Source organism: Acidobacteriota bacterium, assembly GCA_016196065.1.
GTDB lineage: Bacteria > Acidobacteriota > Terriglobia > Terriglobales > Acidobacteriaceae > Acidiflorens.
Map to the genome: position 1 here is coordinate 439,812 of JACPYL010000008.1, position 13,753 is coordinate 453,564.

The 13,753-nt window shown below is 57.3% G+C and carries 17 protein-coding genes; 8 read left to right on the forward strand and 9 right to left on the reverse strand.

Annotation, left to right across the window (positions count from 1 at the left end; genetic code table 11):
• Window positions 1-12 precede the first annotated feature (12 nt).
• Entirely contained in the window at window positions 13-510 is a 498-nt protein-coding gene (locus tag HY010_02925) for a hypothetical protein (GenBank protein MBI3474659.1), read from the reverse strand.
• A gap of 128 nt (window positions 511-638) precedes the next feature.
• Between HY010_02925 and HY010_02930 the strand changes: the two genes are divergently transcribed.
• The 3 genes from HY010_02930 (at window position 639) to HY010_02940 (ending at window position 3,540) form a co-directional block, all read left to right on the forward strand.
• Complete coding sequence (locus tag HY010_02930) at window positions 639-1,295, forward strand: response regulator transcription factor (protein ID MBI3474660.1); 657 nt, start codon at window positions 639-641, stop codon at window positions 1,293-1,295.
• Window positions 1,296-1,595: 300 nt separating this feature from the next.
• Window positions 1,596-2,723 carry a beta-propeller fold lactonase family protein gene (locus HY010_02935; protein ID MBI3474661.1) on the forward strand — a complete coding sequence of 376 codons (1,128 nt, stop codon included), beginning with the start codon at window positions 1,596-1,598 and terminating at the stop codon, window positions 2,721-2,723.
• Between the two features lie 124 nt (window positions 2,724-2,847).
• Window positions 2,848-3,540, forward strand: coding sequence for a lipid-binding SYLF domain-containing protein (locus HY010_02940; GenBank protein ID MBI3474662.1), 693 nt, complete (start codon window positions 2,848-2,850; stop codon window positions 3,538-3,540).
• 99 nt (window positions 3,541-3,639) lie between these two features.
• Here HY010_02940 and HY010_02945 read toward each other — a convergent pair whose 3' ends face one another.
• On the reverse strand, window positions 3,640-3,810 hold the full coding sequence (locus HY010_02945) for a hypothetical protein (protein MBI3474663.1): 171 nt from the start codon (window positions 3,808-3,810) through the stop codon (window positions 3,640-3,642).
• A 145-nt stretch (window positions 3,811-3,955) separates the two neighbouring features.
• Here HY010_02945 and HY010_02950 point away from each other — a divergent pair, with 145 nt between their 5' ends.
• The 3 genes from HY010_02950 (at window position 3,956) to HY010_02960 (ending at window position 6,622) form a co-directional block, all read left to right on the forward strand.
• Complete coding sequence (locus HY010_02950) at window positions 3,956-4,807, forward strand: lysophospholipid acyltransferase family protein (GenBank protein ID MBI3474664.1); 852 nt, start codon at window positions 3,956-3,958, stop codon at window positions 4,805-4,807.
• An 88-nt stretch (window positions 4,808-4,895) separates the two neighbouring features.
• Window positions 4,896-5,891: a UDP-3-O-(3-hydroxymyristoyl)glucosamine N-acyltransferase gene (gene lpxD / locus HY010_02955; protein ID MBI3474665.1), complete on the forward strand. Its 996-nt coding sequence runs from the start codon at window positions 4,896-4,898 to the stop codon at window positions 5,889-5,891.
• A 71-nt stretch (window positions 5,892-5,962) separates the two neighbouring features.
• Window positions 5,963-6,622 (forward strand): hypothetical protein, encoded by a 660-nt coding sequence (locus HY010_02960; protein MBI3474666.1) that lies wholly within the window; start codon window positions 5,963-5,965, stop codon window positions 6,620-6,622.
• Window positions 6,623-6,628: 6 nt separating this feature from the next.
• Here the strand turns inward: HY010_02960 and HY010_02965 are convergent, their stop codons facing one another.
• Window positions 6,629-8,020, reverse strand: a complete 1,392-nt coding sequence (locus HY010_02965) for an IgA Peptidase M64 (GenBank protein ID MBI3474667.1) — start codon at window positions 8,018-8,020, stop codon at window positions 6,629-6,631.
• Between the two features lie 23 nt (window positions 8,021-8,043).
• Window positions 8,044-8,766 carry a hypothetical protein gene (locus HY010_02970; GenBank protein ID MBI3474668.1) on the reverse strand — a complete coding sequence of 241 codons (723 nt, stop codon included), beginning with the start codon at window positions 8,764-8,766 and terminating at the stop codon, window positions 8,044-8,046.
• A gap of 23 nt (window positions 8,767-8,789) precedes the next feature.
• On the opposite strand from HY010_02970, the gene HY010_02975 reads away from it, so the two are divergent.
• Window positions 8,790-9,107 (forward strand): metal-sulfur cluster assembly factor, encoded by a 318-nt coding sequence (locus tag HY010_02975; protein MBI3474669.1) that lies wholly within the window; start codon window positions 8,790-8,792, stop codon window positions 9,105-9,107.
• A gap of 102 nt (window positions 9,108-9,209) precedes the next feature.
• Here HY010_02975 and HY010_02980 read toward each other — a convergent pair whose 3' ends face one another.
• On the reverse strand, window positions 9,210-9,611 hold the full coding sequence (locus HY010_02980; GenBank protein ID MBI3474670.1) for a hypothetical protein: 402 nt from the start codon (window positions 9,609-9,611) through the stop codon (window positions 9,210-9,212).
• Between HY010_02980 and HY010_02985 the strand changes: the two genes are divergently transcribed.
• Window positions 9,610-10,758: a P1 family peptidase gene (locus tag HY010_02985; protein MBI3474671.1), complete on the forward strand. Its 1,149-nt coding sequence runs from the start codon at window positions 9,610-9,612 to the stop codon at window positions 10,756-10,758. The two genes, HY010_02980 and HY010_02985, sit on opposite strands and share 2 nt — an antisense overlap.
• 10 nt (window positions 10,759-10,768) lie before the next feature.
• On the opposite strand, the gene HY010_02990 is transcribed toward HY010_02985, so the two are convergent.
• The 4 genes from HY010_02990 to HY010_03005 all read right to left on the reverse strand — a co-directional run bounded on the left by HY010_02990 (window position 10,769) and on the right by HY010_03005 (window position 13,630).
• Entirely contained in the window at window positions 10,769-11,767 is a 999-nt protein-coding gene (locus HY010_02990) for a hypothetical protein (protein ID MBI3474672.1), read from the reverse strand.
• A 94-nt stretch (window positions 11,768-11,861) separates the two neighbouring features.
• Complete coding sequence (locus HY010_02995) at window positions 11,862-12,434, reverse strand: hypothetical protein (GenBank protein ID MBI3474673.1); 573 nt, start codon at window positions 12,432-12,434, stop codon at window positions 11,862-11,864.
• A gap of 44 nt (window positions 12,435-12,478) precedes the next feature.
• Window positions 12,479-13,351: a hypothetical protein gene (locus HY010_03000; protein ID MBI3474674.1), complete on the reverse strand. Its 873-nt coding sequence runs from the start codon at window positions 13,349-13,351 to the stop codon at window positions 12,479-12,481.
• Window positions 13,352-13,447: 96 nt separating this feature from the next.
• Window positions 13,448-13,630, reverse strand: a complete 183-nt coding sequence (locus HY010_03005) for a hypothetical protein (protein MBI3474675.1) — start codon at window positions 13,628-13,630, stop codon at window positions 13,448-13,450.
• Window positions 13,631-13,753: the final 123 nt, after the last annotated feature.

A 13,753-nucleotide genomic window follows, 5' to 3' on the forward strand; every position in this document is an offset into this window, starting at 1 on the left:
TCCGATCCGATCTCACTTCAGCTTGGGTGAACTCAGATCGGCAGGCTTCTGATCGTCGCCGTGAATGATCCCATCGTCTTCCGCGTAGAACGAGCGATGTTCCGTATCCATTTGTTTGGGAGTCATGGTGAACACGAAGCCATCTTTCTTGGAGCGGAAGCTGGCAGTGTAGTCGCCGCGTTCAGGAGACCGCGCCATGCGCTTGGTCAGGGAGCCGGTACCCGCCAAAGCCGGGAGTGATTCGGCAAATTTGTCGTGGCGCTTCTTGTATTCCTTCTGCGCGCGGAGCACAACGCGCATATAGCCAAGCGCCTGCGCTTCGGATTCCGAGCGTGCAGGATCGCCTGCGAATTTTGGTTGGTACGCGCTGGGAGCTGCGGCGGGTGCGGGTGCGGCGGTAGTCTCGGGGGCAGCGCCCGGCTCCTGTGTTTGCGCCCATCCGGGCACGGCTGCGGTCAGAGCGAACCCCACGACCAGAACCGCAAGCCGGCTTGTCTGCGTGTTTTTCACGGCCAATTCCTCCTCGTATGCCTCTTCTATTACGTTACCGCCGTAATTTCTCATCCCCTACCAATCATTCCAATTCCATGACAAATCAGGCACTCTACTAATTGGATGCAATCCTAACAGGGAAACCTATGAAAGCTGCAGTCGCGAGAAAGCCGCTTATTCGTATTGCCGTCGTGGAAAGTGATCCGCTTCGGTTTGTGGGATTCCGCGCGCTCTTCGATTCGGAACCGGATCTGGAACTGGTCTCCGCCTCACTGGCCGATCTAAGCCAGCTACCCAGTATTGATCTGGCTCTGCTCGGCAACCGCTCGGGTCAAAATTTATTCGACATTATGGCGAGCCTTAAAGCGGTGCGCCCGGATGTCCGCATCATCGTTACGGGATCAGGCATGGACGAGGAGAGCATCCTCAAAGCGATCGCCGCCGGCGCCAAGGGATATGTGGACGAAGCCGCGTCGCCGACCGAGTTTGTGCAGGCTCTGCGCGTCGTCAACCAGGGCTCAGTCTGGGCTCCGCGTCACGTACTCTCGACGTTCATCGAACGCGTCACGCAGTCGCCGGGCCGCATTTTCCCGGCCGGACGCGTCACCTTCACCGACCGCGAAAAAGAAGTTCTGGAAATGCTGGTCGCAGGACGCTCCAATAAAGAAATCGGCGCGGCTCTGGGAATCGAAGAACGCACCGTGAAAGCACACGTGGCCAAACTGATGCGAAAAGTTGGAGTGCAGAATCGCATCGCGCTTTCGGTCCACGCCATTACCCATTCGCTGGTGACAGCGAAATAGTCGTCATAGCCGGCGCCCCCGCCGGCTGTCCGGTCGGCGCCTGGCCGACCGTAGCCACGGCCCGTCCCTGGTCACCCCCTTTGGCTCATCTACTGGATATGAATGCATTCAATGTGATTTCCCCTGTCCTTGCCATCTGCCTGGTTACTACCGGACAGTGACCCTCGTAATCTTGTCGGTTTTTGGCGCCTGTCGCATACTCGCCTCACCTACCACAGAACCTGGGAGACGGGGTTGGAAGCGGAGATTAGGGTCGCCGCCTTCAGCCCCGATTTTTCTTGAAGTTGAAAGAGCACGACAATGAAACCGCATTCCGTACCCGTACTGCTATTTATCCTCGCCATTCTTCTGGCATTGACTACCAGTTGCGGAACAACAACACCTCTGCAGAGCGGATTTCCACCAGGGCAGTCGTTCGTTTATGTCGCCAATGATGGCTCGCAGACGATTTCCGGCTTCAAACGAGATATCACTACCGGCGCCTTGACGCCAGTTCAAGGGTCGCCCTTCGCGGCCGATGTTGAGCCTGGACTCTGGTCTTCATCGCTCGCCGTTGATCCCAAAAATTTGATGCTTTTCGCCCTCGGTCACAAGGCACCGGGAGGCCAGCTTTCCGTTTATCTGATCAATTCTGATACGGGTGCGCTCGCACCCGCAGCGGGCTCGCCCTTCAACTTTCCCGCGGCCTGCAGCACGCGTTCAATCTCTGTCGATCCAACGGGACGCTTTGTTTATGTCGGAACCCAGTGCGCAGGCATCTTGGCGTGGCAGATCGACCGTCGTGGCAGAACTCTGGTTCCCGTGCCCGGTTCGCCCTTCGGCAACCTCAATGCGCCCTATAACGCCACCGTGGACACGGCGGGCAAATACCTCTACGCAGCCGAGTACACCAACGGGATCGAAACGTTCGCCATTGATCAGAGCACGGGCTCCCTGCAACTCGTCAACGGCCCCTTCTACATTCCGCATGACGGTCCCAAGTCGATCATAATGCATCCCAGCGGCAACTTCGCATACGTGATGGGAGATGCCAACGACCTCAGCCTGGAGCTGTGGGTTTGCGCGGTAATTCCCTCGGATGGAGCCGTCTCCGCTCTCGAACGACAGAGTGGCGGAGTTCCGCTTCTTGCGCTCGCGCCGGATGCCAAGTTCCTCTTCACTTCCATCGGCACCTATGGCACTCTCACGGGCCAACCCAACCTTAGCGGTTCCTATTCGGCGGAACCACTACGCTCGCTTCTGCCGAGCGCGGCGGCAGTGACACCAGACAATCGATTTGTTTTTGCGACCGTTAATTCCCCGCAACAGTCAGCGCCGGGAACCCTTTCTGTGTTCAGGCTGGATGAAACGACCGGCGCATTGACGCCAATTCCAGGGTCTCCCTACTCGGTCGGCGCACAGCCCACTGCAGTTGCGGTAACCCACTAACAATAGGGACGATATTCGTTCGACCCGGTTCCGCCCGACTCTTCCTGATCACCCCTGCCACCAAGCGATGCAAATCGTGCATCCTATAGAATTAAGACAATTCCTAACTCCCAAGTGAGGCATCATGAAAAGGCTTCTGGTTCTGGCATTATCCGTCTGTCTGTTGACTACCGTTCTCTTTGCTGCCGACGAGGCTGACACGAAAGCAAACAGGCGCGTGGAATCGGCCGCCACGGTCCTCGACGAGATTCAGGGAGCGCCCGACCAGGGCATCCCGGAAGAAGTGCTGGGATCAGCGGAATGCGTTGCCGTGATTCCAACGCTCCTCAAGGGCGGCTTCATATTCGGAGGCCGGTATGGCAAAGGCGTGGCTAGTTGCCGCACCCCCAAGGGCTGGAGCGCGCCCGCGTTCTTCACCATCGGGGGCGGCAGCTTCGGACTCCAAATCGGTGGCGAAGCCGTCGACCTGGTCATGCTGGTCATGAACAAGGACGGCATGAAGAATCTGCTCTCCAGCAATTTCAAGCTGGGCGCAGATGCCAGTGCGGCTGCTGGTCCTGTGGGACGCCATGCGTCTGCCAATACAGATTGGAAAATGCGCGCCCAGATTCTTACCTATTCCCGTGCCCGTGGCGCCTTCGCCGGACTGGAACTCAGCGGAGCGGTCGTAAAGCAGGACAAAGACAGCACGCGCGATTTCTACGGCCGCATGGTTCCATTCAAGACATCGCTGGAAGGCAACATTGAAGCGCCAAAAGACGCCTACCCGTTCTTAAACACGCTGGCGAAGTGGGCCAAGGCCGCGGAACAGAAGTAGGGAAAAAGGATTCCTCAGCGCCGCGTGGCATGTAGCCTCTAGTAGTCGCCTTGCCTGGTCTCTGGTCTCTGGTCGCTGCTGCTGCTTGCTCGCGGTTTGCTACTTGCCCGTTCGCATCGCAATCCACAGTCTCCAAAAGAAAACCAGACCGAGTGCTGCGAAGAATGAGCCCAGCACAACCCGCTGGTCGGATGCGCCGGACATGTAACCCAAGCCAAACAGCAGGAGATAGAAGGCAATGAAACTCCGAATCGTGAGCCAAATATCCATGGCTGGCACTTTACGCCGAAAGTAGGCCGGATTCCAGCGGCCCGGGTTGGATCTGTCCTTTGTAGAATCCTTGGCCTGCCTGCTAAACTCCCGCACAGTGCGCGAACGCCTCGAATACTGGCTCGTGTGGGTCTTCCTGAAGGTGATGGGGATTCTTCCCCGTCCGCTGGCCCGCGCGAAAGGTATCAGCCTCGGCTTGCTGGTCTACGTCCTGCATGGACGCCTGCGGCGCGTCGGGATGCAGAACTTGTCGCTGGCCTTTCCAGAAATGTCGCGAAAGCAGAGAGTTCGCATCCTGCGTGGGGAATACATCTCTTTGGGACGTCAACTCGCCGAGGTCTGCCTCTTCCCTCGCTATACGCGGGAGAATGTCACGCAGGTAGTTGTCTACGACGGCTTCGAGAATTTCGAGCGTGCCTTCGCGCGCGGCAAGGGCGTCCTGTTTCTGACCGGTCACCTGGGCGGCTGGGAGCTTTCCGCCTTCGCACACTCTTTGCAAGGGCATCCTCTGTCCGTCGTCATGCGCTCGCTGGACAATCCTCGCGTCGACCATCTGATTCAGAGTTATCGCACCATGCACGGCAATCGCACCGTCGATAAAGACGATTTCGTGCGCGGCCTGCTGGCAGCCATGAAGAAGGGCGAGGTCGTGGGTATCCTGATGGACACGAACATGACTCCGCCGCAGGGCGTGTTCGTGGACTTCTTCGGGATCCCGGCATATACGGCGAGCGGGTTGTCGCGTATCGCCCTACGCACGGATGCAGCCGTGATCCCCACGTTCACGATCTGGGATGCGAAGCTCGGGAAATATCGCCTGCGATTCGATCCGGCCGTGAAACTGATCCGCACGGACAACAACGAAAGCGACATCGTCGCCAACACAGCGCAGTTCACGAAAATTATTGAAAGCTATGTCCGGCGCTACCCTGAACAGTGGCTGTGGGTACACCGCCGATGGAAGACGCGGCCGGAGGGGGACAAGCCGCTGTACTAGTTGTCGGTAAAAGCTATTCGCCCTCAGGTTTTTTGCGGCGCCGAGAATGATTTGCGAACGTAACGGTTGAACGCGACAATAGAGGTTCATGAAACGCACTCTTCAATATCTTGCGGAGCGCCTTGGCGGCAGAGTAATTGGCAATGGGACGGTTGAAGTTGCTGCGGTAACGAGCCTCCAGTCCGCAACGCAGGAAAGCCTTGTCTTCGTCGACGAGGCCAAGCACCTTGATTCCGCACTCACCTCACACGCGGCCGCGGTCATCGCAGGAGAATTTGCCACGTCGATCCCTTCCACGAAGCCACTACTGATCCATCCCCATCCACGCCTCGCATTTGCGCGCGCGTCCAAACTCCTGCGTAATGATGAGCAACGTGGCGGAGTGCACGCTTCGGCGATCGTCTCTGCTTCGGCTCGTCTCGGCAGAGGAGTCGCGATCGGGGCACGTGCCGTTATTGAGGAGAACGTTGTCGTAGGCGATGGAGCCGTCATTGGCGCCGGATGCGTGATTGGCGACGAAGTGAAGATTGGTACTGATTGCCGGATTGACCCGAACGTGACCGTCTATCCGGGCACGACGATCGGTGACCGCGTCGTGATCCAGGCAGGCGCGGTGCTGGGCAGCGAGGGTTTCGGGTATGTTCGCGACGCTGCGACTGGGCACTACGAACAATTTCCGCAAGTCGGACGCCTCGTGATCGAGGACGACGTCGAGATCGGCGCCAATGCAACCATTGATCGCGGCGCACTCGACGAAACTCGCATTCGCCGCGGCACAAAGATCGACAACCTGGTGCATGTGGGCCACAACGTCCAGATCGGCCATGATGTCGTGATCGCAGCGCAGACTGGGCTATCCGGGAGCGCGGTGGTCGAAGACAATGTCATCATCGGCGGGCAGGTTGGGATTGCAGACCACGTGCGGATCGAAGAAGGCGCGATCCTCGGCGCGCAGAGCGGCGTTCCATCGAAGAAAGTGATTCGCGGCAAAGGCATCGTGTTCTGGGGAACTCCGGCGCGTCCGCTGCGAGAGTATCTAAAGGAACTGGCATTCTTGGCGCGAGCGGCGAAGCGAAAAGAATAAAGAAAACGCCCTGCTGCGAGCTTGCAGCGGGAGTTCGAAAGCCCCCAAGATCGAAGCTCGCAGCTAATGATATGCCCATCCTCGTCATCGGCGGCCATTCCCGCAGCGTCGGCAAAACCAGCGTCGTCGCGGGTCTGATCTCTGCCCTGCCCGAGTTTCATTGGACTGCCTTCAAGATCACGCAATATGGACACGGCATATGCTCGGCCAACGGCGCAGCCTGTGACTGCGCGACAGACGATCATGCCTGGGCGGTATCGGAAGAAAGGAATCGCGATGGCGAGTCCGACAGTTCGCGATTCCTGGTTGCGGGTGCCGAGCGTGCGTGGTGGGTGCGTACGGAACAAGGAAGGCTTGCGGAAGCCATGCCGCGGGTCCGGCAGATTCTTGCCGGGACACAAAATGCGATCATCGAGTCGAACAGCATTCTGCGTTTTCTAAAACCTGATCTCTACCTGACGGTACTCGACCCATCGATTGCTGATTTCAAGAATTCCGCGCAAACGTTTCTCGATCGTGCGGATGCAGTCCTGCTGCACCCTGCCGAGGACTCCAGTTCCCCGGCGTGGGAGCGCGTCTCACTCAAGCCGGTGGCCAACCGTCCAATCTTCGCGATTCGTCCGCCGCAGTATGTCACGCCAGAAGTCGTTCAGTACGTCCGCGAGCGTCTTTCGACAGTGCTGCATCGGACGGAAGATCCCTCGCTCGCTCCGGATGACAGGATCAAATGAAAAGCGCTATTCCGCATACATCGCAATCACTCGCTCGATCGCCCGCCGGCATACACCACAGAACGCATTGTGCCGCGTGAACATAATGCAATTCATCTGCGGACGGTAGTATCCCTTCGCCTGATAGTTCGCGCCTTCGAAAGCCCCTACGCTACTGGCATTTTTTTGCGTCGCAAACATGGCATCTTCCTTCTCGCGCTCCTTGCGAAAAAGTTCTTCCATCTCCGCTTCCGGCTTTCCAGCAGCTCGCAGCTCCCTGCGCTGCTTCTGTATATCGGCTTCGTAACGCTCGAATTCTTCCTTCGGCCAGGGAGTGGGAAGCGGCGTGCCCTTCTCGACGAGATCTCTCCACTTCAAGTTTGCCGGATCCAGCAGGGCCGTCACGTTCGGCTCCCAGGGTTCTTTCTTCTCTGCCCCAGAAAGATACGCCACGTCGGATGTGTAATACTCGTCCGCCAAAGCAGCAAAGTGGTGGCCGAATTCGTGGACTCCCACATATCCGGCCCATCCGTTGTCGATCGCGACGGTTGCGTACTGATTGAAGATTCCTCCTCCGCCATAGGTCTTTCCGTTGACGAGGATCTCGATGAACTCGTAGGGAGCAAACGAAGCTGCGTCACGTAACGTGCGGTTCTCAGCGGTCAGAATGTAGCGCTCGCTGTCGAAGGTGTCGTAGGTAGCGCCCAGTGGCGATCGACGATAGATCCCGCTTGAAGGCCGCGCAATTCCGCTTTCCGCCGCCGGGGGACACAGTCCCCACACGTTGAAATCTTTCTGGTGCTCGCGAAATGGCGACGTCGAAAAGAGCGTTTCCAGGAATCGGCGAGCATCTTTTTCGAACTTACCGCGTTCAGCTTCCGTGTAGCCATCGCCCATTACAACCAGATCGACTTTCGTGGACGGGTCTCCCATCCTCTGCAACGGAATCAACGCGCCCACGGAAGGCGGACGCGACCGGTCGACAAACTTGTCATTCGGATCCACGGCTGTTTTCCAGACCTCTTGAAAGCCGCCGTCCGTGCGGGCTTTCACGGACACTTCGACGGGAACCGACGGGCTTGGAAAGCGCAGTGATTCGGAAAAAGTGCGGTTCGCGTGCAAGGCTTCGTCGGTATCGCGCCACTCTGTGAATACCGAACTGAACCCGCGCGAGTAAACGAGTTTCCCAGTCTGCTTTTCGCGGACCTCAAAAATGTAGTTGCCGAGAGCGCTGTCGTCGATTGCCTTGGTAGGATTCCCGGGCCACTCCAGCGGTTCAAGAACGGTCCTATCCAGGCTGAACCATTCCTGCTTGGAGTTCCCCGCGTGGTAGTAGTCCACGCGCATGGTGCGGGGGGCGGCAAAGCTGACGACGGAAAATGCGAGAGCAGACAAAACAACCGCGAGGGTTCGTCTCATGCGAGAAATTGTACTCGAGTGGCTTACTCTCCCGGCTTGATCTCCGTCGCCTTGTCATCCCGAAACGTAATTGTGAAAGGCTTGCCCCCGTTAGCGTATTTCAGCGTTCTGGAGCCGTAAGTTCCCGAACCTTCGGGGATGCCGAGCCCCAACGCGAGGCTCGCTTGCAGTTCACTCATTCCTTGGAGCGCCTCATGGCCGTCGATCGCTTTCCACATTTCGGCGGGCCACCGTTTGTAGAGCTCGTGCGGGTCTTCGATGAAGAACATTTCATCGGAATAAATTCTGAAGTCGCCACCTTGTTCGGCCCCGATGGGGACGGCAAAAGGCATTCCATCCAACTCGAACCTCGCTATCACCTGTTTGGCTTCGGGTGCTTTCGGAGAGACATCGGTGACGACGTCCTGAATTTGCAGCTTCTGAAGCGGCAGCAGCGTCCCGGATTCACGGCTGAAATCTACTTTGCGACGCGCGACATTGTAGGGATAGTAAGTGTATCCGTAACCGATCTTCACCCAGATCGGCTGCTTCGTCAGTTCGCGCGCCGACTTCAAATCGTAGGGATGCAGTTTCTTCGGCGTGATGTAGTAGTCGGCCTTGAGCGCTTTTTCCTGCTTTGGCTTGGCATCCTCTTTGCGTTCCTCATAGCGGTCGTAAACGATGTACGCGGCACGCGCTCCCGCCAGAACGATCGCGACCATCAGAAATATCTGTATTTTCTTTCGAGACTCAGGATCCATGGCCATAGGAATGATCTAAACTTATCGTTATGCCGTTAACCCAGGAAGACGTTCTTAGTGCCCTCAGGCAGTGTTATGACCCCGAAATCCCCGTCAACATTGTCGATTTGGGCCTGATCTATGACGTGCGCTTCGACGCACTACCGGAAGACCAGCAGGACGTCACCGTAGAGATGACACTCACTGCTCAAGGTTGCCCGGAGCACGTCAACATCAGTGCGCAGGTGAAGTCGCGAGTGGAACAACTTCCGGGTGTGCGCAATGCCAATGTCAACGTGGTCTGGGAGCCACCCTGGACCCCAGAACGCCTCAGCCCCGACGCGCGCAAGCAACTGGGGATTGAGTAGGGCGTCGTCAGTCGTTGGTGGTTCGTCCTTCGCGATGCGTCGCTCGTCCTTCGCTAAATGCAAAAGTCTCAGCTACGAAGTGCGAACGACGAACGACGGCCCTCAGAACTCTTCCAACTCCTCCAGCAAGCCGCGGCCCCGTTGCTCGACGAGTGCTCCGATCTTGCTACCGATCTTCATCGCCATATCGAAGAAACGCGTTCCCTGCTGGACGTAGCTGGGAATCTCTTCGCGAATCTGGGTGAATTTTTCGGGATATTCGGACGCCAGGACGGCCAGCCCGACTCCTGCCGCCAGAACTCCGGCTGGGCGTTTCCCTTTGACGATCAAGATTGTCGCCGCTCCCACCGATCCAGCGATCACTGCCTTCTTCCAGTTCTCCATGTCGACTCCAAGGTTCAAGAAAACTTTCTGGCTCTGGATTGTAAACCAGTCCTCGTGCTTCGATGCTTTATACTGCGCAGTGCGCTGCTCCTGTCTCTCTATGAAAATGAAAATGTCCATGACTTGTTCCGTCCGAACTCTGTCTGTGCTCCTCCTCGTGAGTGTTTCCGCATTCGGCCAAGGCAAGCCACGCGCACGCGATCTCGGCGTTCCCTTCGATGGAGATCCAGGACCGCTCAACGCAATCACCGACGTCAGAGGCGTCGAAGTCGGCCATACGACATTGATCTCTGGCAGCGGCAAGCTCAAGGTGGGCGAAGGTCCCGTCCGCACCGGCGTCACGGCTGTACTACCGCGGGGGAAAGATTCCCTGGATGCGGTGTTTGGCGCGTGGTTCACGCTCAACGGCAATGGTGAGATGACCGGCACAACCTGGCTCGACGACTCGGGCTTTCTCGAAGGCCCGGTCATGATCACGAACACGCACAGCGTCGGCGTCGTGCGGGATTCGGTCATTGCGTGGCGTATCAAAAAGGCTCCGCCCGATTCCGAAGGCTATAGCTGGTCCCTGCCCGTGGTGGCCGAAACGGCCGACGATGACCTCAACGACATGAACGGCTTTCATGTGAAGCCAGAACATGTTTTCCACGCGCTCAACAGCGCTCACGGTGGACCGGTCGAAGAAGGCAACGTGGGCGGCGGGACGGGCATGATCTGCAATGAGTTCAAGGGAGGGATTGGTACCGCTTCTCGCGTCCTGCCTGCCAAACTGGGCGGTTACACGGTCGGGGTGCTGGTCCAGTGCAATTACGGACGGCGAAGCCAGCTTCGTATCGCAGGCGTACCCGTGGGCAAGGAAATTCCCGATCACCTGGTGCGCGACGAAGACATAGGCTCCATCATCATCGTGGTGGCCACCGATGCACCGCTGATTCCGACCCAGCTCAAGCGCGTGGTGCGCCGGGCATCTCTTGGACTGGGACGTGTCGGCAGTTTTTCAGGCGACGGCTCGGGAGACATTTTTATCGCCTTCTCGACCGCGAACCCAGGCGCTGCGAACCCGAAGGAAATTCGTGATTTAAAGATGCTGCCCAACCAGCATTTGAATCCTATTTTTCTCGCCACCGTCCAGGCAACCGAAGAGGCCGTCGTCAATGCGATGGTCGCGGCGGAAACCATGACAGGCATCAACGACACGACCGTGATTGCATTACCGCACGACAAGTTGCGAGAGGTTTTGAAGAAATACAACCGGCTCGTGAAGTGACGACTGCGGATTATTGAGGAGCATCGACAAAGAATTCTCCGATATCAGGTGCGGTGGCGGCCGCTCCGGGGAACTCTTCCACTCCCAGCGCTCGCAAGCTGAGTCGCAGGACGCTTTCGTGATTGAACACCGCGTCCGAAACACATCCGCCTTCGGGAAGATGCGCTCCAACCAGGACAGCCGCAATGTGCCCGCCACCGTGTTTCCAGTTGGGTCGGAGGCTGCTGTCGCTCTTGGGACCGCGATCGCAAGCTTCGTCAAAGATAATCAGGAGCAAGCCATCTTTTTGAAACGGCTTGGCATTCACGAGCGGACCGATGTTCGCTCTCAGCCAGTTGTCGGCAACGGTCAAGCTTTCCGCCTCACCACAGGCAGCGCCTTTTCGCGTCTTGGGATTATCGTGGGCATCGTTCACAAGGTTGGGCACAACGAATGAATAGCTCGGCAGCTTATCGTCACGCAGGTCGGATGCAAACTCAGTAAAGGGGACAATGTTGCCACGCTGGTTGGCTCCAGACGCCGGATTCACTACGCTCTTGAAGTATGCAAAGGGGACATGCCGCCTGGCGTATAACCGCTCCGGACCGGGGTCGGGCTCGACAGAACCTGCATGCGGAAGACTCTCGGCATAAGCCTTCCAGGTTTTGCCATTCCGCGTGAGAATGCTGGCCACATTCTCGCCACCCACGATTCCGCCAAACGTATCCGCCATGGCATACGGTAACGAGGTGCCGCGGCGTCCGGTAGTAAGAAGAAAATAGTTATTGATGGAGGGGTGGGTGTTCGCATAATAGCCGCGTGCCAAAGCACCCTGAGCGGCCAGCTCATTGAGGTATGGCATCCTCGAATTCTTGCCAATCACATCGTCGAAGCTCTGGTTCTCCTCCACCACAATGATTACGTTGCGAAATACCGGTATCTTCGATTTTTGCCCCTTACAGGCATTCTGCGCGAACGCGTTCACGCCGAACGCTGCCAACGCAAGAATCAAGAATTGCCGAATATACATGGACTTCCCCCAGGAATAATCCGACGCAGCTTTCAAAGGCTAAGATGCGGATTTGGCGGACTTCGCCACGAGAATGAGGGCACTCTCGGACAAACTACTTTATGGAGGTTCGAAAATCGCGATTTCCGCCTTGGAGAGAGGTCTCCAGATCCTTCAGGCGCCCCAGCGAGTGCGCTGCGGATTCGCGCTCTTTCGTATCACTCTCACGCTCAATAAGCTCTTCCAGGCGTCCGGTAACCACTCGTTTGACTTCCCGAATACGTTCCGGAAAATCAACCGGTCCGTTTTCGACATGGGCAAAGCGCTGACTCGCCTGCTTGTACTTGAGATACGTATAGGCAAGATACTGATTGAGTTCCGCGCGGAACAATTGTTCCCGCTCGCGCGGATCCTGCCCCGCGGCCGCCATTGTGGCTAGCCTTTCCTCGCAGGCTTCGCGCTCCGCGTGGCTCACATCGCTGAATTCACGCCATGTTTGCGGCGTAGGACATCCTTGAACCTTGATTTCGGGAATTACGCGGCCATCTTCGAGCAGGAAATCCCGCCACACTAGGCCCCAACGAACTTCTGCGAGGACGCCTTTATCCCAGGTCTCCCCCGACTTAAAAGAGATGACATGACCCGGCGGGGGAGGCCAGGTCTCGCCGACACTCATTTCCTCTGCCATGAAATTTGTCATTCGCTGGTACTAAGGATGGAAAATACTACCGCTTAGTTGCTCTCCTCGGGGCCAGGCTTACGCCCGATAATTTGTGTTCCCGAACCTGACTGCGCAGGCCACGTATGTCGCGATAATACGCGATCCACCGCTTGCTCCACCCAAACGATGAAGGACTCATCCTCCTTCACGCCGGAACTGGGCGTCGCCAGTGCCAGATTCATTCCACTCACAGGCGCCATGGTGAGCACAGGAACTTTCTCGCCCTCGCTCTCCTGCGCCAGATAGCCAATCCAGAGGATGGTCACTGCATTGTAGGCTGCGCTCTTCACCAGGCTTACCATTTCGTCGGCACTGCCACCGCGCCATATGGCCACGCTGACCAGGATCAATTCGATGCTCGCGAACACACCGAATCCTAGAGCGACTCCAAATACTGGCTGGCGCCAGCTATCCTTCAGAACGCGGCACAACAGCATCAACAGCAAGAACAAGCCGCACTGCATCAACCGGAGGCTGCGCTCGAAGTAAAGCACCGCGTCGATCACACGATCGGGAGTGGAGTCTGGACTGGTCACTGCCCCGACGATTGCAAGCAGCAACAGAAGTCCGCAGGACCATCGGAAAATCATCGTGCCCAGCGTCTGAATCCCGCCATATCGCTTAAACAGGTGATGCAGGATCTCATCCATTACCGCGACCGCCAGGAGGACGCTGATGGCATTTCCCGTCCAGTACACGTCGAAGTAGTTGTCCTGAGAATAGCGGTAGGTCAGGAAAAGAACTCCCGATTTGAGAACCTGAAACAGAATGTAGGAAAAAAATCTCGGAAAAACCTTGTGCAACTCGCGCCGGACCATGAAGGTTAGAAGAACAATCTGCAGCGCCGGCCCCGCGACCCAGCTCACTACTGTTAGCCAGTTCATCGCAATACGTGCCCCCGAAGCTCGGAAGCATACCTCTCCCCCGGCAGCCGTGGCAATGAAAATCTGAGCTACCCTAGTGTGCTGTTGTTTGCAAAATCACTTACCGATCGGCCTGCAGTGGCCGCGACGGCACAACGGCATGGGATCGCTACCGTCAGCAATCATGACCTCCTGTTGCGCCCGCACCGTAGTTCCCACTGGCGATATTTTGTTTGGGATTGCGCAATACATTCCGGCAAGAGCAAGAATTGTGAGCAGGACTTCAAATGCCTTATTCATTGGGGGAGTCTCCTACGCGCAAAGGCCGCGCGTGGCGCAGTATATGCCGGATTGGTCCTCCCGGAAACCTGTGGATAATTTTTATTTTTGACCAGCCCGATGGGCTGCCTGACGCGGTGTCGC

What these genes read in the sequence shown, in the direction of transcription:
- HY010_02945 (MBI3474663.1), bottom strand. Translation starts at nt 3,810, where the DNA reads ATGGATATTTGGCTCACGATTCGGAGTTTCATTGCCTTCTATCTCCTG.
- HY010_03005 (MBI3474675.1), bottom strand. Translation starts at nt 13,630, where the DNA reads ATGAATAAGGCATTTGAAGTCCTGCTCACAATTCTTGCTCTTGCCGGA.
- HY010_02995 (MBI3474673.1), bottom strand. Translation starts at nt 12,434, where the DNA reads ATGGCAGAGGAAATGAGTGTCGGCGAGACCTGGCCTCCCCCGCCGGGT.
- HY010_02950 (MBI3474664.1), top strand. Translation starts at nt 3,956, where the DNA reads ATGGGGATTCTTCCCCGTCCGCTGGCCCGCGCGAAAGGTATCAGCCTC.
- HY010_02985 (MBI3474671.1), top strand. Translation starts at nt 9,610, where the DNA reads ATGACTTGTTCCGTCCGAACTCTGTCTGTGCTCCTCCTCGTGAGTGTT.
- HY010_02930 (MBI3474660.1), top strand. Translation starts at nt 639, where the DNA reads ATGAAAGCTGCAGTCGCGAGAAAGCCGCTTATTCGTATTGCCGTCGTG.
- HY010_02975 (MBI3474669.1), top strand. Translation starts at nt 8,790, where the DNA reads ATGCCGTTAACCCAGGAAGACGTTCTTAGTGCCCTCAGGCAGTGTTAT.
- HY010_02970 (MBI3474668.1), bottom strand. Translation starts at nt 8,766, where the DNA reads ATGGCCATGGATCCTGAGTCTCGAAAGAAAATACAGATATTTCTGATG.
- HY010_02940 (MBI3474662.1), top strand. Translation starts at nt 2,848, where the DNA reads ATGAAAAGGCTTCTGGTTCTGGCATTATCCGTCTGTCTGTTGACTACC.
- HY010_03000 (MBI3474674.1), bottom strand. Translation starts at nt 13,351, where the DNA reads ATGAACTGGCTAACAGTAGTGAGCTGGGTCGCGGGGCCGGCGCTGCAG.
- HY010_02980 (MBI3474670.1), bottom strand. Translation starts at nt 9,611, where the DNA reads ATGGACATTTTCATTTTCATAGAGAGACAGGAGCAGCGCACTGCGCAG.
- HY010_02990 (MBI3474672.1), bottom strand. Translation starts at nt 11,767, where the DNA reads ATGTATATTCGGCAATTCTTGATTCTTGCGTTGGCAGCGTTCGGCGTG.
- HY010_02935 (MBI3474661.1), top strand. Translation starts at nt 1,596, where the DNA reads ATGAAACCGCATTCCGTACCCGTACTGCTATTTATCCTCGCCATTCTT.
- HY010_02960 (MBI3474666.1), top strand. Translation starts at nt 5,963, where the DNA reads ATGCCCATCCTCGTCATCGGCGGCCATTCCCGCAGCGTCGGCAAAACC.
- lpxD (MBI3474665.1), top strand. Translation starts at nt 4,896, where the DNA reads ATGAAACGCACTCTTCAATATCTTGCGGAGCGCCTTGGCGGCAGAGTA.
- HY010_02965 (MBI3474667.1), bottom strand. Translation starts at nt 8,020, where the DNA reads ATGAGACGAACCCTCGCGGTTGTTTTGTCTGCTCTCGCATTTTCCGTC.